This window comes from Acidithiobacillus sp. IBUN Pt1247-S3, assembly GCF_041146875.1.
Classification (GTDB): Bacteria; Pseudomonadota; Gammaproteobacteria; order Acidithiobacillales; family Acidithiobacillaceae; genus Igneacidithiobacillus.
Map to the genome: position 1 here is coordinate 96067 of NZ_JBFRXP010000006.1, position 22923 is coordinate 118989.

At 53.9% G+C, this 22923-nt stretch carries 21 protein-coding genes; 9 read left to right on the forward strand and 12 right to left on the reverse strand.

What is annotated here, in order from left to right; genetic code table 11:
- From AB4090_RS06000 to AB4090_RS06015, 4 genes are all read left to right on the forward strand, one after another.
- Entirely contained in the window at positions 1 to 819 is an 819-nt protein-coding gene (locus AB4090_RS06000) for a hypothetical protein (RefSeq protein ID WP_369572957.1), read from the forward strand.
- The gene (locus AB4090_RS06005) at positions 761 to 2125 is read left to right on the forward strand and encodes a hypothetical protein (RefSeq protein ID WP_369572958.1); all 1365 of its coding nucleotides are present in this window, start codon (positions 761 to 763) and stop codon (positions 2123 to 2125) included. Before AB4090_RS06000 ends, AB4090_RS06005 begins: the two co-directional genes overlap by 59 nt.
- Positions 2126 to 2141: 16 nt before the next feature.
- Positions 2142 to 2507: a hypothetical protein gene (locus tag AB4090_RS06010; protein ID WP_369572959.1), complete on the forward strand. Its 366-nt coding sequence runs from the start codon at positions 2142 to 2144 to the stop codon at positions 2505 to 2507.
- A gap of 229 nt (positions 2508 to 2736) precedes the next feature.
- Positions 2737 to 2991 (forward strand): hypothetical protein, encoded by a 255-nt coding sequence (locus AB4090_RS06015; protein WP_369572960.1) that lies wholly within the window; start codon positions 2737 to 2739, stop codon positions 2989 to 2991.
- Positions 2992 to 3140: 149 nt separating this feature from the next.
- On the opposite strand, the gene AB4090_RS06020 is transcribed toward AB4090_RS06015, so the two are convergent.
- From AB4090_RS06020 to purT, 10 genes are all read right to left on the reverse strand, one after another.
- A complete protein-coding gene (locus AB4090_RS06020) occupies positions 3141 to 3554 on the reverse strand; it encodes a hypothetical protein (RefSeq protein WP_369572961.1) in 414 nt (137 codons plus the stop codon).
- A 169-nt stretch (positions 3555 to 3723) separates the two neighbouring features.
- Complete coding sequence (locus AB4090_RS06025) at positions 3724 to 5358, reverse strand: IS66 family transposase (RefSeq protein ID WP_369572962.1); 1635 nt, start codon at positions 5356 to 5358, stop codon at positions 3724 to 3726.
- 291 nt (positions 5359 to 5649) lie between these two features.
- Positions 5650 to 6036, reverse strand: coding sequence for an IS66 family insertion sequence element accessory protein TnpB (gene tnpB, locus AB4090_RS06030; protein WP_369572963.1), 387 nt, complete (start codon positions 6034 to 6036; stop codon positions 5650 to 5652).
- A complete protein-coding gene (locus AB4090_RS06035; RefSeq protein ID WP_369572964.1) occupies positions 6027 to 6356 on the reverse strand; it encodes an IS66 family insertion sequence element accessory protein TnpB in 330 nt (109 codons plus the stop codon). The genes tnpB and AB4090_RS06035 overlap by 10 nt, the downstream gene beginning before the upstream one ends.
- A 424-nt stretch (positions 6357 to 6780) precedes the next feature.
- Positions 6781 to 9798, reverse strand: a complete 3018-nt coding sequence (locus AB4090_RS06040) for a DUF927 domain-containing protein (RefSeq protein ID WP_369572965.1) — start codon at positions 9796 to 9798, stop codon at positions 6781 to 6783.
- 243 nt (positions 9799 to 10041) lie between these two features.
- The gene (locus AB4090_RS06045) at positions 10042 to 10251 is read right to left on the reverse strand and encodes a helix-turn-helix domain-containing protein (protein ID WP_369572966.1); all 210 of its coding nucleotides are present in this window, start codon (positions 10249 to 10251) and stop codon (positions 10042 to 10044) included.
- Positions 10252 to 10911: 660 nt separating this feature from the next.
- On the reverse strand, positions 10912 to 11655 hold the full coding sequence (locus AB4090_RS06050; RefSeq protein WP_369572967.1) for a hypothetical protein: 744 nt from the start codon (positions 11653 to 11655) through the stop codon (positions 10912 to 10914).
- Positions 11652 to 12845, reverse strand: a complete 1194-nt coding sequence (locus tag AB4090_RS06055) for a tyrosine-type recombinase/integrase (RefSeq protein WP_369572968.1) — start codon at positions 12843 to 12845, stop codon at positions 11652 to 11654. The genes AB4090_RS06050 and AB4090_RS06055 overlap by 4 nt, the downstream gene beginning before the upstream one ends.
- 338 nt (positions 12846 to 13183) lie before the next feature.
- The gene (locus tag AB4090_RS06060) at positions 13184 to 13870 is read right to left on the reverse strand and encodes a hypothetical protein (RefSeq protein ID WP_369572969.1); all 687 of its coding nucleotides are present in this window, start codon (positions 13868 to 13870) and stop codon (positions 13184 to 13186) included.
- 97 nt (positions 13871 to 13967) lie between these two features.
- Complete coding sequence (gene purT, locus AB4090_RS06065) at positions 13968 to 15161, reverse strand: formate-dependent phosphoribosylglycinamide formyltransferase (protein WP_369572970.1); 1194 nt, start codon at positions 15159 to 15161, stop codon at positions 13968 to 13970.
- A gap of 79 nt (positions 15162 to 15240) precedes the next feature.
- Between purT and gnd the strand changes: the two genes are divergently transcribed.
- The 3 genes from gnd (at position 15241) to AB4090_RS06080 (ending at position 18122) form a co-directional block, all read left to right on the forward strand.
- Positions 15241 to 16164 carry a phosphogluconate dehydrogenase (NAD(+)-dependent, decarboxylating) gene (gene gnd / locus AB4090_RS06070; RefSeq protein WP_369572971.1) on the forward strand — a complete coding sequence of 308 codons (924 nt, stop codon included), beginning with the start codon at positions 15241 to 15243 and terminating at the stop codon, positions 16162 to 16164.
- Positions 16161 to 17627 (forward strand): glucose-6-phosphate dehydrogenase, encoded by a 1467-nt coding sequence (zwf, locus tag AB4090_RS06075; RefSeq protein WP_369572972.1) that lies wholly within the window; start codon positions 16161 to 16163, stop codon positions 17625 to 17627. The genes gnd and zwf overlap by 4 nt, the downstream gene beginning before the upstream one ends.
- Before the next feature lie 201 nt (positions 17628 to 17828).
- Positions 17829 to 18122: an ArsR/SmtB family transcription factor gene (locus AB4090_RS06080; protein ID WP_369572973.1), complete on the forward strand. Its 294-nt coding sequence runs from the start codon at positions 17829 to 17831 to the stop codon at positions 18120 to 18122.
- A gap of 8 nt (positions 18123 to 18130) precedes the next feature.
- On the opposite strand, the gene AB4090_RS06085 is transcribed toward AB4090_RS06080, so the two are convergent.
- Together AB4090_RS06085 and AB4090_RS06090 are read right to left on the reverse strand one after the other, a co-directional pair.
- Entirely contained in the window at positions 18131 to 19447 is a 1317-nt protein-coding gene (locus AB4090_RS06085) for an ATP-binding protein (RefSeq protein WP_369572974.1), read from the reverse strand.
- A gap of 10 nt (positions 19448 to 19457) precedes the next feature.
- Positions 19458 to 19940, reverse strand: a complete 483-nt coding sequence (locus AB4090_RS06090; RefSeq protein WP_369573026.1) for a TlpA disulfide reductase family protein — start codon at positions 19938 to 19940, stop codon at positions 19458 to 19460.
- A gap of 337 nt (positions 19941 to 20277) precedes the next feature.
- On the opposite strand from AB4090_RS06090, the gene AB4090_RS06095 reads away from it, so the two are divergent.
- Together AB4090_RS06095 and AB4090_RS06100 are read left to right on the forward strand one after the other, a co-directional pair.
- On the forward strand, positions 20278 to 21747 hold the full coding sequence (locus AB4090_RS06095; protein WP_369572975.1) for a cytochrome ubiquinol oxidase subunit I: 1470 nt from the start codon (positions 20278 to 20280) through the stop codon (positions 21745 to 21747).
- A 47-nt stretch (positions 21748 to 21794) separates the two neighbouring features.
- A complete protein-coding gene (locus AB4090_RS06100; RefSeq protein WP_369572976.1) occupies positions 21795 to 22880 on the forward strand; it encodes a cytochrome d ubiquinol oxidase subunit II in 1086 nt (361 codons plus the stop codon).
- The last annotated feature ends 43 nt before the right edge of the window (positions 22881 to 22923 follow it).

Consider the following 22923-nt stretch of genomic DNA (forward strand, 5'->3'; position numbering starts at 1 on the left):
ATGTTAAAAGGATTATCCATCACCCCGCCCGTTATTGGGCGTATTGCCATTGGTAAAGTGGTTGAGAAAAACGGCAAGCGTCTACCAGAGAAGGATGACGCCTTCACCATCACCACCTTGGTGCAGCAGCGCGGAGAATGGCTCCTACATCCCCTGCACAATCAGCTCTTGTCCCAGAAAGAGGGCAGCAAGCTGCGGAGTATTCCCGTCACGTTGCTTTTCAATGATCCGGACCTGAATCTCCGTGCCCAGTACAGCCTGTTTGACCGCCAGACCGGCAGACCTTTATGTGTGGGCAATGGTGAGACCGCCAAGCGAAGCACCCAGGAAGGCTATAAGGCCATCTCTTGCCCAGGCCCAGACCTTTGCCTTCTGGGGCAAGAGATGGGCTGCAAACCTTATGGGCGGCTTAATGTCCAGATTGAAGGTCAGGAGGATGAGCTGGGGACCTTCATCTTCCGCACCACGGGCTATAACAGCATCCGCACCCTGGCGGCACGGCTAAAGTATCTGAATGCCATCAGTCAGAACAAGGCACGGCACCTGCCCTTGTCCTTGAAGTTACGGGCCAAAAGCACCACCCAGAGCCACCGGGCACCGGTGTACTTTGTGGACCTGGTGATACGGGAGGGGGTGAGCCTGGAGGATGCCTTGACGGACGTTAAGAAACAGGGAGAAACTCAGGCTATGGATGACAGTCTGCTGGAATCCGTTGCCAGAGAAGGGTTGGCGAACGGGGCCTTTGAGGAGACCCTGGAAGATGGGCCGGAGCTGGTGGAGGAGTTCTATCCGCCAGTGGAGGTGGAACGGGTGGCTTAAGAAGGGTTGGGGGGGATTCAAGAAGAGGAGGCCCCTCCATGCCACAAATCATTTTTCTAAAGTCTGGGAGGGTGAGGGTGTGTTATACCACATATCATCATTTGAAACTGAGCTTTTAGCCGTTGGTATAGCCCTAGTCATCGTTTTCTTATTGGGCTTTAAAATCTTTTTAGTGGCGCATAAAAAACGCATAGGAAAACAGATAAGATATGAGCCTGTAGTATCAGCCGATTCAGATGATAAGAACATAATTGTCATCCAAGATGAATACAAAGATACACGGAACACAGTTGTCTTAACAAAAAATGATAAAGATTCTACCAATGCGATAGACAAAAAAATGAAATCCTTAGGAAAAATATTAACATCGGAAATTGATAAACTTTCTTATTGGCTGTGCTCTATTCGTAAATTTAATATAGAATCATATTTCATAAAAGAACAAAAGAACTTTTCGGCAAAATACTCTATGCTGTATAACGGTGGGAAAAAAGGCTCGAAGGAGCTTGTTGACTCATGTGCAAGCATAGCATTAGGTTATACGTTGTATGATTTAGGTTTAATTTTAAAAGAAACAACACAAGGATTTTCTGATTATTTGTTAGAGGAGTATGAATGGCACGTCAAAGATCTATATAATTATTGCAACGAAGATAAGAGGTTGAAAAAGTATTTTTTGCCAGCGGAGGTAAAAGTTCAACAGCAAGAAAAAATTAGAACGAGTATTATTTCCTGTTATAACGGATCTTTTGAAATTCTTAATAAGCTAGAGGAGTGCATACTTTTTTTAGCAAAGAATCAAGAAGCGGCAGCAAAGGATTTTGATTTTACTGATCTAGCCCATATGTTCAAAGCCGCAGCATCGGGAGCGCTTCTGGTGGTAAACCCTTTGATTGGGGTCGCGAGTGGGTTAATGACCATGGATGGAATAAACACTCATAACAAAAATAAAGCAAGCGCAGTCGAAACGTATGTTAATGTTTTTGATAGAATGAATATTTTGATAGATGAATTAGCGGATCAAATCAATAACGACTCAACAAAGTCCGAGTCTTATGCCCGAGAAAAAATAAATGAAGTACTTGGCGGAGCGCTCATGGAATGTATAAATGATGCAAGAGAAATGGGCTATGACATTACATTATGGTTGCAATCATCAGTTCAGTTTTTTAAAAAGGAAGCTGAAAATTTAGAAACCGAATATAATAAAAATATTGAAGAATTTAAGAAAAGCTTGATGGGCTATGATATAGCAAACTTAGTGGGTGTTGGTATAGGATTTTTGAAGTCAATATTTGACAAATAAAACGGAGGATTACAAAATGGACCACATAGTAGACCTTGTAAGTAATATTCTTGGTGGTTTTGATGTGACAGAGCACGGTCAAGATATTTTACAGGCTCATCAAAACCTAGTCGGCGGAGTAGACTTAACCTCAAACGGACATATATTGGGACAAGTAGATCCCAATCATTTCGGAGGAGTGGACAGCATAGTTAATGGACATGTTGCAGAGTCTCTTCACCATAATATAACGGGAGGATTTGATGTATTTGACGCCTCCGGGCATTTTATTGCCTCATCACATCCTAATCTGCAAGGTGGTCTGGATGTTACCCAGAATGGTCAGATAACCGAGCAGATTATCCCGTCAGCAACAGGTTTCCATGCAAAGTTTTTTAAGTGAGAGTAGGTTTTCCTGCGTTTTGCGCAGACAGGAGGGCAGGAACAGTGCAGGGGTTCCGTGGCCTCCACTCTTAGCTCGTCAGGCGGGCTTGTATTGCTGACCACCGATAAACGCAATTGTTCAATTGGTGAAGGCCGCCGTGTTGTTATGATTAGTTTGTCCATGATGTTATAAATAGAATTGCGCAGCAACTGTGTACCACATGCAGTCCATGTTTGGTGGAGGAGTCATGAAAGACAACCACCCGTTCCTCAAGGCGACAATTGGAGCTATCGGGGTGATATTTATTTTGCCTCTTGCCCCATGGATTCTGCCGGTTGCATTAATAATAACAGTTCTGGGGTTCGTTATCTCTCCGTTTCTTCGAGATGAAAAAGAAGTAAAAAAAACATCGGTCATGAATAATGGGAATAACGTGATTGATTTAGTGAGCGAGCAGGTTAAGAATGATGAGCATCATCCTTCGGGTGACTGTGAAGGTTGATCCTTCTCTCCTGTGACAACTCGTAACGCTGTTACAGACCGTTTCCGTGCTGTTACAAACCCACCCCACCAAGGCCCACAACCCATATCCTTGCACGGTAGGAGCAGCGGCGGTAGCCATGTCCTTCAGCTCACCACCAACCTCCCCATTCAAAAAATGCTGTTGATGATATCGTCGCCAATCCCAAACCCAGCGCCCATCATCAGCGCCTGACCAAAACCAGAGTGTTCCAGGCTGCTTAAGAATCCCCCACCTTGTTGTTGCGGATAGCCTTGCTGGGGAGTCTGAGGATAACCGGGCTGCCACTGTCCACCTGGGTTCTGCATGGTCATCATGTCGTTCTGCATGGCTTGGTGCATGGCTTGCATGACCGCCATGACCTGCATCTGCTCCTGCTGGATGTTCAGGGCGAGTTGCTTGAGATCCAGAAGCCACTCCCGAGCGTCGGGGTTCTTGTCAGAACCTTGCTGCATCTTGGACGCCAACGCTTGAAGAGCCTGGGAAACTCCCTGAGCTTCGGTTTGGAGCTGCTGGTATTGCTGTTCCACGGTTGCTAGATCCATTGGTCATCTCCAGGTGGTTGATATAATTGGGAAAGATAGCGCATCCATGGAGCCTTGGGGAGGCTGCGCCGGTGTGGATGTGGGGGTGTGGGGAGTGTTTTCGTCCCTCCTTCCTGACCCCCAGAAAATGTAAACGTTCAGCCAACCCACCCTTGCGGGTTGGCGCCGATCAGGCTAATGCGGTTTTTTTCCAGTTCCACGGCAGAAGTTCGTGGAGCCGCTTGTTGGGCCAAGTGGGGAGCTTTTCGAGCACGTCGCAGAGGTACGCGAAGGGCTCAATGCCGTTGAGTTTGCAGGTTTCGATGATGCTGTAGAAGGACGCGGCACGCTCGCCACCGGCATCATTGCCAACAAATAAAAAATTCTTGCGCCCAATGGCCACGCCCCGCAGCGCCCGCTCCACCGGGTTATTGTCGATGCTGAGCTGACCTTCTTTGAGGTAGAGGGTGAGCGCCTTCCAGCGGTTCAGGGCATAACCGATGGCTTTGGCGATGCCACTTTTAGGCGCCACCTGCATCTGGGTTTCGCTGAGCCAGGTTCGGAAGGATTCCAGCAGCGGGCCGGCCCGTTGCTGGCGGGCTTCGGTTTTCTGATCCGGCGGGGAGGCTTTGATGTCCGCCTCGATCTCATAGAGTTTAGCGATCCAGACCAAGGCCTTCTGCGCTACGGGGCTCGGTCCCCGCTGCTCCACGTCATAGAAATGGCGCCGCACATGCGCCCAGCATCCGGCTTCGAGGATCTTTCCTTTGCGGTAGAGGGCATCATAGCCCCCATAGTCATCGGTCTGGAGGACGCCTTTCCAGTCGCCCAGGAAGTGTTGCGCGTGGATCCCCTTGCGGTCCGGGGCATAATCGAAGACCACGATGGGATGCGGGGCATCCGCCTGGCTGCGATACACCCAGAGATAGGCCTTGTCCGTCTTGCCGCTACCGGGATGGAGCACCGGTAAGGGGGTCTCGTCGGCGTGCAGGATGGTGCCCTCCAGCAAAGCCATTTTGCAGGCTTCGGCGAGCAGGCTGATCCAGTACTCCCCCTGACCCAGCCAGCTGCAGAGGGTGGCGCGGGAGATCGGGACACCCGCCCGCAGGTACTGGGTTTCCTGCCGATACAAAGTCAGGTGATCCACATGTTTCGCCGTCATCACATGGGCCACCAGGCGCGCCGTGGGCAAACCCTTGTCGATCACCTGTGCCGGCAATGCCGGGCTTGCAATCGTGCCACAGGGACGGCAGGCCAGTTTGGGGCGGATATGGCGAATCACCTGGAAGCGTCCGGGGATATAATCCAGCTTTTCGCTGATCTCTTCCCCGACGGTTTCCAGGAGGCCGCCGCACTGCCCGCAGGTGCAGGTCAGAGGATCGTGATGCACTTCCACCCGGGGCAAGGTGTCGGGCAGCTGCATGCGCCCGGGGTGGCGGCGGGGAGGACGGGCTGGGACGGTAATCGGTGTCTCCTCGCCGGGGCGGGAAGCCGTCACCGCCGCACTGTCTTCCAGAACGGTTTCGAGGAGGCTTTCCATCGCCGCGATTTCGGTATCCAGCGCTTCTTCCCAGAGACTGATCTGGTCGGGAGAGAGTTTTTCCGAACGGCGACCGAATCGCCAGCGCTGCAGTTTGGCGATGGTGCTTTCCAGGCGGGCGATGGTTTCATCGCGCAGGGCGATAGCCTGTTCCTGTTGGGCGATATACCGGGCGCGTTCTGCCCATTCCGCTTCTTTTTCTTCCTGCTTCTGCAGCAGGCTCAGCACCAGATCGCGCAGCGCTTCTGGCTCTGTAGGAATGGGGGTGGAAGTCCTTGTATTCATGGAAGAATGGTACCAAAAAATGGGTATTTATACAAGCAATTTCCGTCACTTATAGCCTGGAGAGTCGGCGTGCTCAGCAGGCCTTTTCGCGCGTCGTTGCGCGATCGGCCTTGCGCTGCCGACCAGATAATAAGCCCCGGCCGTCCTGGTCACCGGCGTACCGTCACGCCCTCGTTGGGGCGCAGACGGTACACTCGTCTCCCAAATGACTTTTCGGCAACCATGCGGCACAGCACTCGCCTATACTCCCAGCTTCGCGGTCGCTCCGGCGGTTGCAGCTCGCCGCGTTGCCTACCGGGGACTACTCGCCCTCGCTTCGCTCTCCAGGCTCGCAGCGAAGGTAGGCAGGCATTTCTCCAGGGTCGGCAACGGGGTCCACGGCCGCCCCTCCACCAACATCGCCCACTGCGCCGCCGATAGCTCTACGGCACCCGAATCGGCTTTGGGCCAATGCAACCGACCCTGATCCAGGCGGCGGTAGATAAGCCAGAAACCCAGACCGTCCCAGAGTAACAGTTTCAGTCGATCGCCGCGGCGGTTGCGAAAGACGAAGGCGTGGCCGCAAAAGGGATCCGCTGCCAGTACCCCCTGGACCTTGGCCGCCAGACCATCAAAACCCAGACGCATGTCCACGGGTGCTGCCGCCAGCCAGATGCGACTGCCCGGACTCAACCACATGGGCTTTCGAGGACGCGCACCAAGGTGCGCAACCAGCCGGTATCCATCGGCGCCGTCAGCTTCAGGCTGCGGCCCGACAACAGCATAATCTCTACCGGCAAAACAGACGGCCGGACCGGTGCCAGAGTGACCGGCAAAAACCCTTCGGTTCCATGGACCATCGGCCGCGGTTCTACCGCATCAGCAAATCGCTTGCGCCAGTAATGCAGGGTGGCTACGGCGATCCCTTCCTGCGCACAGTAATTCTTGGCGGAAAGGCCGCTCGCCTGAAATCCGTCTACTTGTTGCCGCCAATAAGCGGTCTTCTCGTCCTTCGTCATAGCCATCCCTCCTCGCTGAACGCGGATCAGGATCGGTCAAGTCAGAAAATTTGGGAAGGTGGGTTGGCTAAACGGTTACCAGAAAATGACGGTTTTTCAAAAACGTCACCTCAACGTCATTTGTAACTTACTGATATATAATATAAATGACGAAATGACGGAAATGACGCCAAAAGATAAGAGTAAGGCGTTTTTTTCATGATTACACTGATACCCCCTTCGGAGTTGCACTGCGTTCGTGTTTCTATCTGCCAGTATCCCTTTTTCGGGCGTCATTTCGTCATTTCGTCATTTCCTTTGAATCTATTGGTTTTTTTAGGTGACGCGGAGATGACGCTTCCGTCATAACGTCATTTCTTACCCCGTGATGGCGAATGCGTAGAAGGTCCAAAACCCCCTACCACGCACCCCCACCCCCCCCTACTTACCCTCCCGCCGTCCGCTTTCGGCCTTTTCCAAAAGGCACCACCGTATCGTCGTCTAGCAAAGGATCAAACTGGTCCTGTTTTTGCCAATCCTCGTTAGTCTCTCCCTTCGGCTCGCCCTCGGCTACATCACCTAGCATCCAGGACCGGACCCTAAAACACCGAACGGAACCGAAGATGGTTATGGTGGCTGTTTCTGCAGTGCTCTTTTCGAGGATGCCTTTATCGGCCAGGTATTTGGTGAAGGCACGCTGGTCTACCCGTTGGCAAAATTCCCGCCGAAAGACCTCCGTGGGGATCCGGAACCAGCCTTCTGGACCGTCTTCCTTTCCCTTGTCGTAGAACTTGAAATCTCCCCACATTTCCCCGCTGAGCCGTTGCTCGGCTAGTTTGCCATAGCCGGGAAATGTGAACTTAAGTTGTCCTTGGGCCAAGAGCTTTCGTTTCAGCTCCAGCTCTGCCCGGAGAAGGTCGGACGATTCGTCTCCGCCCCGATTTTCCCGCCAGAGCTGAAAGAGTTCCGCGCAGGCTGAGCGAATGCTCCCACCAGGTAGCAGCAGCACTCCCAAATCAATGGCTAGTTCTCCAGCAAAAGCCAGAGCCCCGAAGTTGTAAGCTGCTCGTCGGACCTGACCATCCACCTCCGCCTCTCCCAGCTCCGCTGTGGCCCAGTTTTGCTGAAAGCTTTGGTATTCGTCCATCAGATTCCGCTCCTCCGGCAGTTGTAAAAACCGCTCCAAGAAGACCCGCCCCGCCCAACCATGATGCATCCTCACCCCAGCATTGATCCGGTCAATGAGCTCCTTGGAACTACCCATACCGTTTAATGCCTGAACCACCCCTGTAGACCGTCCATTGGTCACGTCCACGTCCAGGAAGCGAAGCTCTTGCCCGGCCATCACTTTGTCACCAGCCCACTCCATCAAGTCCGCTAAGAGCACCTCACCGCTGGCCAAAAATGCAAGCCGAAACTGGGCCACCGGACGCTGGCTAGCATCTTGCCGGAGCCGGACCTTGCCTTGCTTATTGCCTAAGAGATAGACAGCCGCGCCAATGTCCTGACCCGCTTGCCCCAACTCATCCAATACCAGAAGGCTGTCATTCCGCCCCTCGGCCATGGATTCCAGGGCATTACTGGTGGCCCGCCAACTCTGGACAAAGATCCCAGGGTCCCCCCAGACAGAAGCCGCCAGGCGCAGAGCGGTCGTTTTGCCTGAGCTTGAAGAGCCCCTGAGGTACACGCCAATGTTGTCTTCCAGCAAGCGTAGCGGTGTGAGCAGAGGACCGCAAAAGGCCACAGCAAGCGCCAACAAGAAATTGCTGTTTCCCTGACAGGTCTCGAATACCAGCCGCTGCCACTCGGCCAATTCCCCACCTGTGGCAAAGGGGTCGGGCTGAAAGGTTCCGGCAAAGCCAATGGACTCCTCCCCATCAGGCGTGCCGATGGTCACAGCGGGAAGGACGTATTGCTGTCCTATCCAGCCGATACGCTCTGAGACGCGCCGGAGTGTTTGCACAGAGTACCGCTCCAGATAATTGGTGATGGTGCCTTTGTCCCCTTTCTCATAAAAACTTGCACCTGCCTCTGCCAGTGTTTTGCGGAAGTCTTCGCGTCCATACAAGGCTCCTTTAGACAAAAACAGGTTTTTCCACTCTCCTGTGGGGGTTTGTAAGGTGAGCGTTAACCCCCACGCGCCATTGCCCATCTGCTCCCAGCGGTCCCGTACATAAATGGGCGAGCACATCGGATGGTATATGACGCCGTCCTTTCTATCCTCTATAAACCATATCCTGTCTGCGTAAGCCTGAAATGGATAAAAGTTCTCCGGCCAATTAATCCCGTCGGGGAAGTAAGACTCAGCATCAACCCCAACGTCCACCTCTGTGATCCACCCCAGCTGGTCCCGGACCAAAGCGTAAGCGCCCTCAGACAGCTCCTTCAGCGGGATGCAAGCATCGTCTCCGTACCGGTACGAAAACCACGGATCAGACTTCTTCACGTACCAGGACCCAGGGGTGTTCTCATCGGTAAAGAAAAGTTGCACCACCGTCTTTCCCATTTTTAGCCGGTTGCTCACCAGTTCCCTGCCGGTCTTCAGCTCACCCGCAGGGGGTGCCCAATACTCCTGGTCCTGGATCTTCTTGTTGGCCCGAATCCGCATCTTCTCTGTTTCATAACCATTTTTCTTCGCCCAGTCGTCACGAATCCCTTTCTTTTTCGCGCTAACGGACTGAGGATCCAAACTCCGCAGGTCTGGTAGATCAACAGCAGGACGTGCATGCGGTACCAAACGTACCCGATCACTGCCGCTGATGCTGGTGCGTATCGCCTTATCAACAATCGGATTAGCCGTATAGTGAAGTTGTACCGCGCTCTTGATGACTGACAGGTCAATACCTGTTACCGGCAAAGGAACAATGCCAGCGCGCTCCCGAAGGGAGTAGAATCCCGTATCGTAACAAAATCCCTCCAGATACGCGGACAATAGCACGCCCTGAACGGGTTGCTGAAGCAAAAACCACAAGTGCACCCGCACCCCCGACCGGTAAGGGGTTCCGTCAGGATTCAGAATACCCGCAGAGTTGCTGACCTGCGCCACATAGCTGACATCATGAAAGCATGCGGGTAGCTTTTCCTGGATCAGCCAGTCAAACGCTTCGGAACTCTGGGGATTCATGCCTTCTGGGGGTTCAACGCCATCAATGTCCAGCATCACCCAGCGCGTACCTTCAGCGGGTTCCGCGAAATTATCCAGTGTTCGCGCTACCTTTTTACCATCACCTCCACCTTTGTAAACCCCCCGGATAACAGCTCTTCTGGGCTGGATCGCCAGAACCGAAAGGAGCGCAAAAAGATCGTCAATGATCTCTATGGTGTTGCATGGCGGAGCAACAACGTCAAAGGTTTTCACCATATCATACGGTTTTGCGGCAATCTTTCCCTCATCATTAAGGGTGAAGGTCTTGCAGAGTTTGTTGCGTGAAGCAGTTTCCAGGACGGTTAGTTTCAGGCTCATTCTGTATCTCCGTTGCGCATATCAAAAAAACATTCAGTCTCGTACATCATTGTTAAAAATTGAATATATGCTTCGTTCATTACCGTTATGTCCTCGTTGGTTACATTCAAATAAGCTCAGCTTGCCTGGTGGATTGTGCCAAGCCTGGCCAAGATACAATCACAATAGATCCATAAAATAAATCATTATCCATGGAGATCTGTACCAATTTTAGGTGAATGCTGCATTCGCTATTTTCTGCGGCTATTTACCACCAGACGTTGCAGCGCTTATCTCTGAAGTAGAAGAAAATCTGTGATGCTTGATGAATCTTTCAATGTCGTCTTTATCGTAGCGAACACGCCTCCCGATCTTGATGAACGGCACCCTTCCGTACAGGCTGCGGTCTTTTTCCAACCAGCTCTGGGAAATCCCCAGCATTACTGCTGCTTCCGATGTTGTTAGCAAACCCATTTCATGATCTCCATATCCATTGGCCCTTGCGGGCGCTGTGGTCAGCACCGTGCTGATCGTGTGCCATAATACAAAGAGCTAACTATATGAAAAGGTTATATATATTATGCAATGCGCGCTTTCCGTGACGGAAAGAGCTATAAGGGGAAATGCTGTATAATCAATAAGATGCAAGATAATCCGCAACCTATTAGGAATGGTCTTAAAGTAGATATTGTATATACAGATGAAGGGAGGGGGTGCTGGGGAGGGTTTTGCTGCAGAGGTTCCTGATCTGCTACCTGTACGCCACAGGATTGGCTGCTTTGAAGTGGTTGTTTGGTGGAAGCGTTGGGACAGACACACGCCTGGTCCGCCACTATGCTCTTGCTGAGTTCCCCTTAGCTCTATGCCGCAACTCTCCCTTACGGGATGGCTTTTTCAAGTGCAAAAAAGGGTTCCTGTCACACATACCACGGCCAGGTCAGCCGTGCCTTGGCAGAGTGGTTTTGCAGCAGACTTTGGCTTTCTGGGCTGAGGGGATGGAGAGGGTTCCAGACCGCAGGTAAGACTGTATATTTATACAGCAAAAGTGCGAAAGGCGCCCCCCGTTCACCCTGGGGAGATCAGTGCCCTCGTTTACCGCCAGGAATGGGCTTCGTCCCCGCCGTCATCGCCAGATCAATCAGGCCTTCTTCCAGACCGGCGCTCCGATTCACGCTTTAGTACCTGTAGGATGTGGCGGGCATCGGTGCTGGTGTAGGGATGGATAGGTTGGCTAAATTGTCTGAGCCATCTAGGGTCGTTCCACATTTCTTGAATTTCCTCCTCAATGGCACCCAAGTCCGGGTGGGGAGAATCGTCCGTCAGGTTCGAAAAGTGCGTGTCATACACTTTCAAGAGCATTCTTAACAGTGGGGCGGTGTAACCCACGTCCGCAGGGTCCAGCACTCGTTGCCGGGTATCCAGATAGCTGGGTATCTCCCAACCCTGAGTCCGGGCATACGCCTGAAGAACCTCATACCGGTAATGGTTTGGTCTGGTGGGTAGAGGCCGTATGAGCTCAGCATCTCTGGCATCCATAAGCGCCGAGTACCTGGTTATCACCGTTCTCTCCCGATGGTCCGGAAAGGTTACCGGCTGCCATGCAGATCTCGTGAGATCCACGAACTCATTGTGATCACCAACGTTTCCTTCTTCGCTTTCGTAGATCACATCGGCAAAATCTGCTGCGGAATCATAGAGAAACCGATACTCAGAGGGAAGAGCGCCAGGATACGGTGGGGCAGCGACGATCTGCAGACGATTAGGATCTAACTCAGACAGGTAACAGGCGAATTCCCATAAGGTGAGCAGGATAGGAGGTATCCATGTGTTATCCCGAGCCAACTGATAAACGCTCAATACATCATCCGCATCAGTCATCCTTCCTCTACCCTTTCCAGAATCTTCTGGCTAATCCGTTCCATCGGCTCCCGTAGCCGTTCTACGTCCGTGATGATATACCCAGCGGTGACGTCTCCTCTATCCTGCCGGTGGTTCACGAGCCGTTTAACAGCATAAGGGCTGATCTCCAGGCTATCGGCCACCGTGATGAACGTCCGCCGGAGGTCGTGTGGGGTGATGAGAATGCCGGTCTGTCTCCCCACCGCTTCCAGTGCTTTGCGGGGTTCTTGAATATAGCCGGTCTGACCATTTCCAGGAAAAACATAGGGACTGTCGGGGTTGGCCTGGACTTGCCGCTGCTGGAGCAAGCCGTAGAGAAAGGAAGACAACGGTAACGCCAGCGGGTCGTGGTTCTTGGTCTGGGTGACCGTGAGCAGATGATTGGCAAAATCCACCTGGGACCACCGGAGCCCCGCTGCTTCTTCTCTACGCATCCCGGTAAAGAGCAGGAACAGGAGATAGTCCCGGAGCACCGGATTGGGGAGGTCTTGCACAGCACGAAACCACGGACCCAGGTCGGCTGGCCCTAGGTGGCCCTGTCTTCTGGGGATTCGGTTCCAGACTCGGGTTTGTGAGAGGATCTGTACGGGGTTATTGATGAAAAGGGGATGTTCCTCGGTCCCGTACTGGTGCTGGGCAAAGTTCAGCACCGCCTTCAGCACCCGCATCACGGCATTGGCGGTGGCCGCTCCGTTGTTGCTGGTGAGTGACTGAAAACGTTGGCTGACCTTCTCTCGGCTGATCTGGGTGATGGGTTTGTCGGCCCAGTCGTTGAGGTAGAGTACCCCCACCCGCTGGTATTCCGTGACCGTTTTAGGGCTCAGTTCCCGCCCTTGCAGGTAAGCGTCCAGCGCTTCTCGTAAGGTAACACGATGCTGCCGAGCTTCCCGTTTCTTTTGAAGGGGGTCCCTCCCACCCGCCATCTCTGCCAGGAGCTTCTGGGCTTCTGTACGGGCGTTGTCTGGTGTCCAAGGGCCGTAGGCGCCAATCGTAATCCGCTTGGGCTTGCCGTTGACCCGGCGTTCCACGATGAAGATTTTTCGTTCGGACGTGACCTTCAGACCAAAGCCGGTCAGCTCGCCGTCACGGTAAAACGCGGGGGGCTTGCCTTTGGGCTGGAAGGGAACGGCATCAACGGCACGCTTAGTGAGACGAGTGAGTTCAGGCATGTTTGTGACCTACTGACTATCCAGGGTAGTAGACACATAGTAGACGGTTGGGAGGAAAACACAACCAACGATGTCCAACTCCGTGCAAGAAGACTGCTCTGTAACAGGATGTTTATAATGATTATTTGCAAGAGCATGCAAGAGCGTCAAACAAGGTAAAACATGCTAACGGCTAATTCGTAATCAGTAGGTCAGAGGTTCGATTCCCCTCAACGGCACCATATAACACAAGGTCTTAGGCGAAAGTCTAGGCCATTGATGCAGATTGAGCAGGGTCATCCCGCTGCCCACCCTAACGATACGCCGGATATAGTGATGCTATCAGAGCCAAGGGTGGTCTACGCCAGCACCCGGGCAATCTCGTGATAGCCGGATTGCAGCCAAGTCTTTACGCGCTGCCGCTCCAGGAGGCCGAGACCTGCTTCTGGGTCGGACTGCCGCGCCGCCCAAAAACTGCTGCTCTTGGCATCGATCTTATTCATAGTGCTGGCGTGCAAGCGTTTTAGCTCCATCGCCTGAGCGCCAAGCTCGCGAGCCCGAGCCAATAAACCAGAATCGCGCAGCAGGCTAAAATCATCACCGCGCAGATGATTCAGGACCAGCACATAGTGCATACGAACGTCAAAGCGATCTAACAGGTTGCGCAACAGGTCCACAGAATCCTTACCAGAGTCCATTACATGCCAATAGCGGATATTCACTCCCACTTCTGTTGCCAGCCCAAGCAAATCCGATTCGTCCATCCAGGTAGTGAGCGATTCCCGGGTTTGTGCCGCGAGATCGACCAGGACCATCTGATCACTGGCAGCAGCCGCCTCCATGATGCGGTCCAGACTGACATAGTTATCTGCCGAAACCTTCGTCGTATAATCGGCGTAAAAACGCATCAGCGCAGCGTGGGAGCGGTCGCTATCGAAGGCAACAAATGCCATCTCGTGATCAATAAAATACTGCGCCAACAAGCGTGCCAAAACAGATTTTCCAACGCCACCCTTCTCACCACCAACAAAGTGAATCGTGCTCATCTGCCATTCTCCCAATAAAAACTCATTCCGCACAACAAACTGGCCCAGAAACATGAAGATATCAACAAAACAAAGCAACCGTCGAATAACCCGGCGCTCATCCAGCGAAATTAGTGACCTGTATTGCCGACGCCACCTTTTCCGCCCGCTGTCGCGCCTCGTCTGCCGTATCAGCACTGGCCAAGGCAACACCCAGACGACGTAGTTTCTCTGCCTGTGGTTTGCCAAACAGACGCAGGTCGCTCTCTGGCACCGACAACGCGGCGGAAAGTCCCTCATATTTCGGCCCCCAGCCAACCTTGGCCGCGCGAATCACCACCGAAGCGGAAGGCCGACGAAAACCGGGGTCTAGGGGCAAGCCGAGAATAGCGCGCAGATGGAGTTCAAATTCGTTCTGACGCTGACTGATAAGCGTCACCATGCCCGTATCATGCGGGCGCGGCGACAATTCGCTGAAAAATACTTCCTGGCCACGAATAAAAAATTCAACGCCAAATATTCCCCGTCCGCCTAGGGCATCTGTCACCCGCCGTGCCATTCCTTGCGCCGTTTGCAAAGTGCTCTCCGCCACGGGCTGCGGCTGCCAGGATTCAACGTAATCCCCAGCCTCCTGCCGATGGCCGATGGGCTCGCAAAATACCGTCTCGCCTGAGCCGCGCACAGTAAGCAACGTAATTTCAAAATCGAAATCGACAAAGCCCTCGACAATGACCCGCTGACCAGTCACCCGTCCAGCGCTCTGCGCCTCCTCCCAAGCCGCAACAACGTCCTCGTGGCTACGCAGCAGCGACTGCCCTTTGCCACTGGAGGACATTACCGGCTTCACCACGCAGGGAAAGCCGATATTCGCCGCAGCAGATTCCAACTCCGCAGCCGAGCCAGCAAACGCATAGGGCGAAGTCCGCAAATCGAGTTCCTCGGCAGCAAGACGGCGAATCCCTTCGCGGTCCATGGTCAAGCGTACCGCCCGCGCGGTGGGAATCACGGTAGCGATACCCCGCTCTTCTATTTGCGCCAGCGCCTGGGTAGCAATCGCCTCAATCTCCGGCACCACGAAATCTGGTCGCTCTCGCCCCACCAATGCCAAAATCGCTTCGGCATCAGTCATATCGATCACATGGCTACGGTGCGCCACCTGCATGGCGGGCGCATCGGCATAGCGATCCACGGCAATGGTCTCGACCCCCAGGCGCTGGGCCGCGATGACAAATTCCTTCCCCAACTCCCCGGCGCCAAGCAGCAAGAGCCGTGTTGCCCCCGCCGCGAGGGGCGTGCCTAATGAAATCTCCATTACTAACCTTCCCTACTCTTATCTTCTGACTATACTGAGAGAATAGCAGTGTAACGGGGCAAACGTCAGGAGGTGGGCAATGACAGTCGGCAAGATCGGTATGGTGGGCTTGGGGCGGATGGGCGGCAATATGGCACGCCGCTTACAGCGGGATGGTGCCGAGGTGGTGGCCTACAATCGGCATGTGGAAAAAGCTCAGGAGCTTGCCAAAGAAACCGGGATGCAAGCCGCTAACACACTGAAGGAGCTAGTGGATCAACTCCCCACGCCGCGCGTGTTGTGGTTGATGCTACCGGCGGGTGTGCCAACCGCGGAGCACATTGCCGAGGTTCTTCCTCTACTGGGCAAAGGCGATGTCCTGGTAAATGGTGCCAACGCCTTCTATGGCGATTCCATGGCCCAGGCCAAGGAAGTTGAAGCCCATGGCGTAGAGTATGTGGATGCCGGCGTTTCTGGCGGCGTTTGGGGCCTGCAAGAAGGCTATGCCCTTATGGTGGGTGGCAATCCGGAAGCAGTGGCAAAGGTCGAGCCGTTCTTAAAAATACTTGCCCCAGGCACCGACAAAGGTTGGCTCCATTGTGGGCCAGTGGGCAGCGGACACTTTGTGAAAATGGTCCACAACGGCATCGAATACGGAATGATGCAGGCGCTAGCCGAGGGTTTTGCTATCCTGCAGGGTAAGACGGAATTCGGCCTCGATCTGGCAGCAGTAGCGGAGATGTGGCGCTACGGTAGCGTGGTACGTTCGTGGTTGTTGGACCTGACCGCCGACACGCTACAAAAAGACCAGGTATTGGATGATATTGCGCCGGTCGTGGCCGATTCTGGCGAGGGTCTGTGGACCGCACAAGCGGCATTGGAACAAAAAATTCCCGCCCCGGTGATCACCCTGGCACTACAAATGCGCTGGGCCAGTCAAGGCAAGGACGATTACGCAGCCAAGCTTTTGGCCATGATGCGCAACCAATTTGGCGGCCATGCCGTGATAAAGGAGTCGAAATGAGCGACGATTGTATCTGTCAGTTTGTTATCTTCGGCGCCACCGGCGATCTCGCCTCGCGCAAGCTCCTGCCCTCGCTCTATCATTTACAATGTGCAGGGTTGTTGCCAAAAGAACTGCAAATTCAAGCAGTTGGAAGGAGACCTTGGGATGACCAGGGTTGGCTGGAATTCTTACAAGAACAGCTGGAGTCTTTTGCCGGAGATTTTCAGCAAGAACAATTCGATAACTTTGCCGCACGCTTTCACTACGTACGGGGCGAATTGCACGAAGCGGAGCTTTACCAAAATCTCGCCAAGCAACTTACGCGTGAGGGTGCCCAGCAACCGGAGCGCAGCATTTTTTATCTAGCCATCCGTCCCCAGGATTTTTTTCCAGTGATGCAGAACCTCTCGGCGGCCGGCTTCAATCGCGATGGCGATTACCGTATCGTTATCGAAAAGCCCTTTGGTAACGACCTTGAGAGTGCCATTCAGCTCAACGAACAATTGCATCGGCATTTCCGCGAAGAGCAGATCTACCGCATTGACCACTATTTAGGCAAAGAAATCGTCCAGAACCTGATGGTATTTCGTTTTGCCAACCTGCCGATCGAAGCGGTATGGAATCGCAACTTCATCGACCATGTGCAGATTACCGTAGCCGAAGAGTTGGGGGTGGAAAACCGCGCTGGCTACTATGATCAGGCCGGGGCCCTGCGCGACATGGTGCAGAACCACTTGATGCAGATCCTCACCCTGGTTGCCATGGAACCCCCGCCATCCCTGGAGGCCGATGCCTTGCGGGATGAAAAGGTGAAGGTCTTGCGTTCGATCAGGCCGATCCCGAAAACGGCGATCCATGCCCATGCCATTCGTGCCCAATATGGTCCAGGTGTAGTCGATCATCAGCACGTGCCAGGCTACGCGGATGAACCCGGCGTGGCACCCAACTCCATCACCGAGACCTTTGTCGCGGCCAAGTTTTATGTCGACAACTGGCGCTGGCGTGGTGTGCCCTTTTATTTGCGTACCGGCAAGCGCATGCCTGCGAAGAGTTCCAGCGTCGCTATTCGCTTCCGTCACACGCCACAACAGCTCTTTCGCGAAACCCCCATCGACCGTATTGAGCCAAACTGGATACTCCTGTCGCTCGAGCCCGAGAGCCTGAAGATTGAGCTGCACGTGAAAGAACCAGGGCTGGAGATGCGTATTCGTCCCACGCAACTCAACGCTAGTTATCGGAAGGATGGAGAAAAGGAGCTAGATGCGTATGAAGCCTTGTTACTTGATGTAATGGAAGGTGACAAGGCCTTGTTCATTCGCTTTGACGAGGTCGAGTGGGCTTGGCGTGCCGTTGACCCATTCATCAAACGATGGGCGCGCGAAATGGACTATATCATCACCTATCCAGCGGGAACCTGGGGGCCGGAAGAAGCCACGCGCATTATGGACAAGGAGGATCAATATTGGCGTAACCAGTTGTAGCCTGTCGCCGGCAAACGACATTTGCGCACGCTGCTCCATGGGAAAGATGCCCCCAGCGCGAAAACATGTAGCCGCAAGTCGACAGAGAACGCGCACGCCTGGAATTATATATGATATAAATCAGTTAAATACTAACGAGTTCTTAAGTGGCACGCGTTTTGCTCACCGGTCTGATACCTATTCCCTAACGAGGCAACTGTCATGACCGAAAGACTTCTCAACGAGACAGAAATGTACCGTTTGGCAAATGCGCTGCGCGCCCTCGCCCACCCTCTTCGCTACCACATGCTGTGCCTACTCAGTCGCGGAGAAATGAATCTACAACATCTTGCGCGCGCGGTGCATACAAGCCACAGCAACGCCGCGCAACACCTTGCCCTGCTACAAGCACAGGGACTGGTGATGATGCGCAAGGCAACAACGAAGGTTTACTACCGCCTTGCAGATCGGCGCACCCTTGAGCTTCTTGCGCAAAGCCGTCAGGTACTCGTCTGACCACATAGTTATCGTGTTCGCGGCTCTGCGCGCAGCTCCCAAGAGAGTTCCGCGCAAAGCCCGGCAGGCTCCCTTCGATTATAGAGGCGCAGTTGCAAGCCCTGTGCTTCCGCTATCTGACGCGCGATAGCTAAACCCAGGCCGCTACCCTCACTGTGCCCTCGCGCACTATCACCGCGACTGAAAGGTTCCAAAAGCGCCTCTACACGGTCCTCTGGGATGCCTGGGCCAAAGTCGCAAAACGACAGTACCCCACGCCCATCCTTTTTGCGCAACGTCACTTCTACCCGCTCACCGGCATACCGGCGCACATTATCCAGCAGGTTATCAAACAGACGGCGCAAGGCCTCGTAATCACCGCGAAACGGGTAACGGCGCGGCAGTTTCGCCTGCCAGTCACCACCAGCCCGCGTAAACGCCTCTCCTGTCACCGCAAGTAAGGCAACAAGATCAAGATCAGCAATACGGGCGGAACTTCCTCGGCCAATTGCGAGGGACTGCGCCAGTAGGTCGGTCATGCGTTCTGTATCTTCGGCTAACCCCGCGCGCAATTCAGCAGGCGTATCTTCCGGCAAAAATTCCAGCGCCATCTGTATGCGCGTCAGCGGCGAACGCAGATCATGGGAAATCCCCACTAAGAGCAAGGACTGATGGTCGATCATTGCTTGTAAGCGCGTGCGCATGCGTTCGAAGGCGTCCAGAAGATCATAAAATTCTTTGGCGCCATTGGCAGGCAGCGCGGGTAGAGGGGCATTCCACTTGCGACGCAGGGCATCCGCAAGGACTGCCAAAGGGCGCAATACGCGACGCACCAGAATGATCGTCAAAACCAGGAGCGCTAGCGTTGAAATGCCCAGGATAGCCAATAGTCCCAAAGGCAGCGTGCCAGTGAGGCGACGGCGCGCAAAGTGCATCCAAACCGATTTGCCTTGGGTAGGAATGGCGACCCAGAGCGTGCCCTTCGGGTCGTGTGCCGTAAAAACCGGAACATTCTGCCCCAAGCGCTGATGCAAAACATACGATAAGATCTTGCCATACAAATGACTGCGACTACCGCTAATATTAAAATCATTCGGTGGGGGGCCGATGTAGATGCCATTATCCCGCGCAACCCGTCGCAAAAACTCTGTGCGCTGCTCGACTGGCAACTGCTGATAGGTCTGCGCACTCATGATCAATAGACCGGCGAGGTCTTCGGCAGAACGCTGACCGAGCGGATAAAGAACCGTCGCTATGATGGAAAGTACGGAAAAAATTTGTAGCGCGATGATGCCCAGGGCCAAGGTCCCGGCCGTTTGTCGAAAAAGGCTCTTACGCTGCTTCAATTTCTCGTCCTTACACCCAGGTCCAAAACAAGTTCCAGACAATCACGGGCAGCGCAATGGCGCCTACGTAGCGCCCAACGATTTGCCCCTTCTCATTTATCAACAAGCTCGTTGGCGTCAATAACACCCCACCCAGCGCTTGGCTGGCCCCCTGCCCGCTGGCTAGATACACCGGATAATTGATCCCCAACTGCCGTATCCGCGCGCGCACCGCGCTGGACTTGCTGCCGTCCACCGCAATGCCGACAATGCTAAAGCCCTTGCCACCGAACCAACGCTGCAGTTGCACCAGGGCTGGGGTCTCGGCCAGGCAAGGCGGGCAATCGGGCGCCCAAAAATTGATGAGCAGCATTTTGTCCGGTGCAGCAGAGATTTCTGCGGTCTGTCCACCCAGGGTTCGTACTGCCAAGACCGGCATCTGCCGCGGCACCGCGATGTCTGCACTGCTGCCACGCCACTGCGTAACTGCATAGACTCCGGCAAGCAAAACCATCCAGATCAACAGCTCCAGCCAAAAGCGCCTCTTTTGCAAAAATCTGAGCACCGATTCTCCTCACTACGTTGCGTGAAAATCGCACGATAAACGCCACTGAGCAAGCAGCATAGACGTCTTGATCAGCCAAAAAACATATAACTACCTATTTTTATCAATAATATCAGATTGTTGATATGCCCCTCTGTCTTGGTGGATATGAACCATGACGGGCACTGCTGGAACAAAGTATCAACAAGTTAGCAATGTTTTACCTATGGTACAGCATTTGCTTATATAACTACGTACATTGATGTTGACTGTACGTTCTGATCAAAACTGACAACAGGAGTGAGTCATGGTTTTAGAAAATACGTTACCTGTGCTCCTCAGCCGTATGGACTTCGCTTGGATCACCTCCATGCACATCCTTTGGACCCCAATGACCATTGGCATGTCGTGGTTGCTTTTCTTTCTGGAAGTTGCTTGGCTGCGCACGGGCGATGAGCGATGGTACAAGCTCAATCGCTTCTTCGAGAAAATCCTCATCATCAATTTTGGCGCCGGTGTCGCCACCGGGGTAACCATGGAGATGGCTTTCGGCATTCTCTATGGCCCCTTCTCCCAGGCCGTCGGGCCGTTCTTTGGCAACATCCTTGGCTTTGAAACCATTACCGCCTTCATGTACGAAGCGGGCTTCATTGGCTTGATGGTCTTTGGCTGGGGCAAGGTCAGCAAGGGTATGCACCTTTTTGCCACCTTCAACGTCGGCTTGTCTTCTACCCTTTCAGCGATGTGGATTCTGGTCGCCAACTCGTGGATGCAGACGCCCAACGGCGTGGTATTGAAAGACGGCCTGTTTCAGGTCACTAATTGGTGGAGTGCCATTCTTAACGACAATTTCGTATGGGGCTTTCCGCACATGTGGGTGGCATGCGTGGAGCTGGCCCTTTTTGTCTTTGCCTCCGTCAGCGCCTGGTTCATCCTCAAAAACCGCAACGCAGATCTCTTCACCAAATTGTTGAAGCCAACACTGCTGGCACTGCTGATCGTCGCTCCGGTACAAATCTGGCTGGGTGACAGTGTTGGGCGCGATGTCGCAATGACCCAACCCACTTCCTTGGCGGCCATGGAAGGGCATTACCACACCTATCTGCCCGACGGTAAAGTCAATACGGGCTGGCATTTGATTGCGTTTCCCAATGCCAAAAATGACGGCAACAGCTTTGCCATCACTATCCCCTATGTCTTGAGCCTGCTGGAAACCCATACCCTCACCGGTAAAGTTACCGGCATGGACCATTTCGCGCCCAACGATCGCCCGGATGTTTGGGTACCGTTCTACGCCTTCCGCGCCATGGTCGCGATTGGTTTCTTCCTCTTCCTGGTCGCCCTGTGGGGGAATTGGCTGCGCTTACGCGGCAAGTTCAATGCCAGTGAATTGCGCAAGCACCCCTGGTTCCTGCGGGCGGTCATCTTTTCGGGTTTCCTGCCCTATCTCGCCATCTGGGGTGGTTGGTGGACCCGGGAAATCGGCCGGCAGCCCTGGGTGGTGTATGGCTTGATGCGGACCTATCAAGGCGTCAGCCACATGACCATGGCGCAGGAGATCATCTGGTTTGTTGGCTACATTATCTTCGAACTCATGGTCTGGTCTGGTGCCTGGTATTTCTTCAGCCGGGTTATTGCCAAGGGCGTGGACAACATTCCGCACTCCGACACCCTCTTCACCCATCACGATGAAGAAGGCCACAGCGAAGAACAGGCAGGCGGCGGTTTTGCCAAGCCCACCTTCGCCAGCAAGCCAATGCTGGAGAAAACCCGCTAACCAGAAAGCGCCGGGGCACTAAGCCCCGGCTCGCCACGGAGAAATTTATGTTTGATATTGCACGAATCGCATCCAGCCTCTCCACTTGGTGGTGGCTGGTGCTTTGTTTGATGTTTCTGCTCTATGTTGGCCTCGATGGGGCCGATTTGGGTGCCGGCATCTTTGCCCTGTTTTCTCCCGATGAAGAGGAACGCGGAGCCATCATGGCGTCCATGGCCGGTTTTTGGGACGGTAATGAAACTTGGCTGGTTGTCGCGGGTGGCGTCCTTTTTGGCGCCTTTCCGTTGGTCTATGGCTCGGCCTTCAATTACCTGATGATCCCTCTGATGATCGCCTTGTGGGGCATCATCATGCGCGCCGTGGCATTTGAGTTTCATGTGCATGCCATTGGTTCCAAACGCTTTTGGGGCTTCCTCTTCGCATTCGGTAGTCTGGTTGCCCCTTTTGGCGCCGGCGTAGCCCTCGGTGGTACGTTGCTCGGCTTTCCCACCATGCACCACATTGCCGCCGAAGGCGTCAGCGGAGCACACGCATTTTCTTTCAATGCCGTGAAGCATTTTTCTGGTGGACCGCTGGACTTTCTTAGCTGGTTCAGCATCTGGACAGGTGTCGGGGCCGTCATTGCCGCCAGTTTGGCAGGTGGCTTGTATCTCTGTGCGCGCTTCGTGCCAGGTGACGTCATCCACGAACGTGCTAAGAAGTGGACCAATGCGTTTTCCCTGATTGCCTTGGCGGCCATCGTTATTACCTTGATCTGGTCCTATGCCCTCTTCCCCTGGGCAGCGGCGAAGTGGACGGGTAGCCACTGGTGGGTATGGCTAATCTGGATTCTCGCAATCCTCGGCTTCGCCTATAAGTCGATGATGGCACACTCTGCCTCGAGAGATTTTATTGCCTTGCTCTGGGGCGAAGGCGTTGTCGCGCTGATGTGGTTTGCCCTGTGGGCGACGATGTTCCCCTACATTGTGCCCGGCACCTGGACCGTACAGGAAGCAGCCAACCCGGCAGACTCCCTGGCAGTCTTTACCCTATTCATGACGGGCTTTGTGCCCATCATGATTATGTACAACTGGTACCAGATCTGGGTTTTCCGTGGTCGCTACACCAAAAAGGCGATGTATTCGGCCCACTGATCTACACAGGCCCCGTTCGCGGGGCCTATTCCTTCGGAGCAAT

Bases quoted from the DNA above. Each gene is read 5' to 3' on its own strand.
- purT (WP_369572970.1), bottom strand. From the start codon at position 15,161: ATGGAGATTTCATTAGGCACGCCCCTCGCGGCGGGGGCAACACGGCTC.
- AB4090_RS06015 (WP_369572960.1), top strand. From the start codon at position 2,737: ATGAAAGACAACCACCCGTTCCTCAAGGCGACAATTGGAGCTATCGGG.
- zwf (WP_369572972.1), top strand. From the start codon at position 16,161: ATGAGCGACGATTGTATCTGTCAGTTTGTTATCTTCGGCGCCACCGGC.
- AB4090_RS06100 (WP_369572976.1), top strand. From the start codon at position 21,795: ATGTTTGATATTGCACGAATCGCATCCAGCCTCTCCACTTGGTGGTGG.
- AB4090_RS06010 (WP_369572959.1), top strand. From the start codon at position 2,142: ATGGACCACATAGTAGACCTTGTAAGTAATATTCTTGGTGGTTTTGAT.
- tnpB (WP_369572963.1), bottom strand. From the start codon at position 6,036: ATGTGGTTGAGTCCGGGCAGTCGCATCTGGCTGGCGGCAGCACCCGTG.
- AB4090_RS06000 (WP_369572957.1), top strand. From the start codon at position 1: ATGTTAAAAGGATTATCCATCACCCCGCCCGTTATTGGGCGTATTGCC.
- AB4090_RS06035 (WP_369572964.1), bottom strand. From the start codon at position 6,356: ATGACGAAGGACGAGAAGACCGCTTATTGGCGGCAACAAGTAGACGGA.
- gnd (WP_369572971.1), top strand. From the start codon at position 15,241: ATGACAGTCGGCAAGATCGGTATGGTGGGCTTGGGGCGGATGGGCGGC.
- AB4090_RS06020 (WP_369572961.1), bottom strand. From the start codon at position 3,554: ATGGATCTAGCAACCGTGGAACAGCAATACCAGCAGCTCCAAACCGAA.
- AB4090_RS06095 (WP_369572975.1), top strand. From the start codon at position 20,278: ATGGTTTTAGAAAATACGTTACCTGTGCTCCTCAGCCGTATGGACTTC.
- AB4090_RS06050 (WP_369572967.1), bottom strand. From the start codon at position 11,655: ATGACTGATGCGGATGATGTATTGAGCGTTTATCAGTTGGCTCGGGAT.
- AB4090_RS06045 (WP_369572966.1), bottom strand. From the start codon at position 10,251: ATGGGTTTGCTAACAACATCGGAAGCAGCAGTAATGCTGGGGATTTCC.
- AB4090_RS06080 (WP_369572973.1), top strand. From the start codon at position 17,829: ATGACCGAAAGACTTCTCAACGAGACAGAAATGTACCGTTTGGCAAAT.
- AB4090_RS06025 (WP_369572962.1), bottom strand. From the start codon at position 5,358: ATGAATACAAGGACTTCCACCCCCATTCCTACAGAGCCAGAAGCGCTG.
- AB4090_RS06090 (WP_369573026.1), bottom strand. From the start codon at position 19,940: ATGGTTTTGCTTGCCGGAGTCTATGCAGTTACGCAGTGGCGTGGCAGC.
- AB4090_RS06060 (WP_369572969.1), bottom strand. From the start codon at position 13,870: ATGAGCACGATTCACTTTGTTGGTGGTGAGAAGGGTGGCGTTGGAAAA.
- AB4090_RS06005 (WP_369572958.1), top strand. From the start codon at position 761: ATGGGCCGGAGCTGGTGGAGGAGTTCTATCCGCCAGTGGAGGTGGAAC.
- AB4090_RS06040 (WP_369572965.1), bottom strand. From the start codon at position 9,798: ATGAGCCTGAAACTAACCGTCCTGGAAACTGCTTCACGCAACAAACTC.
- AB4090_RS06055 (WP_369572968.1), bottom strand. From the start codon at position 12,845: ATGCCTGAACTCACTCGTCTCACTAAGCGTGCCGTTGATGCCGTTCCC.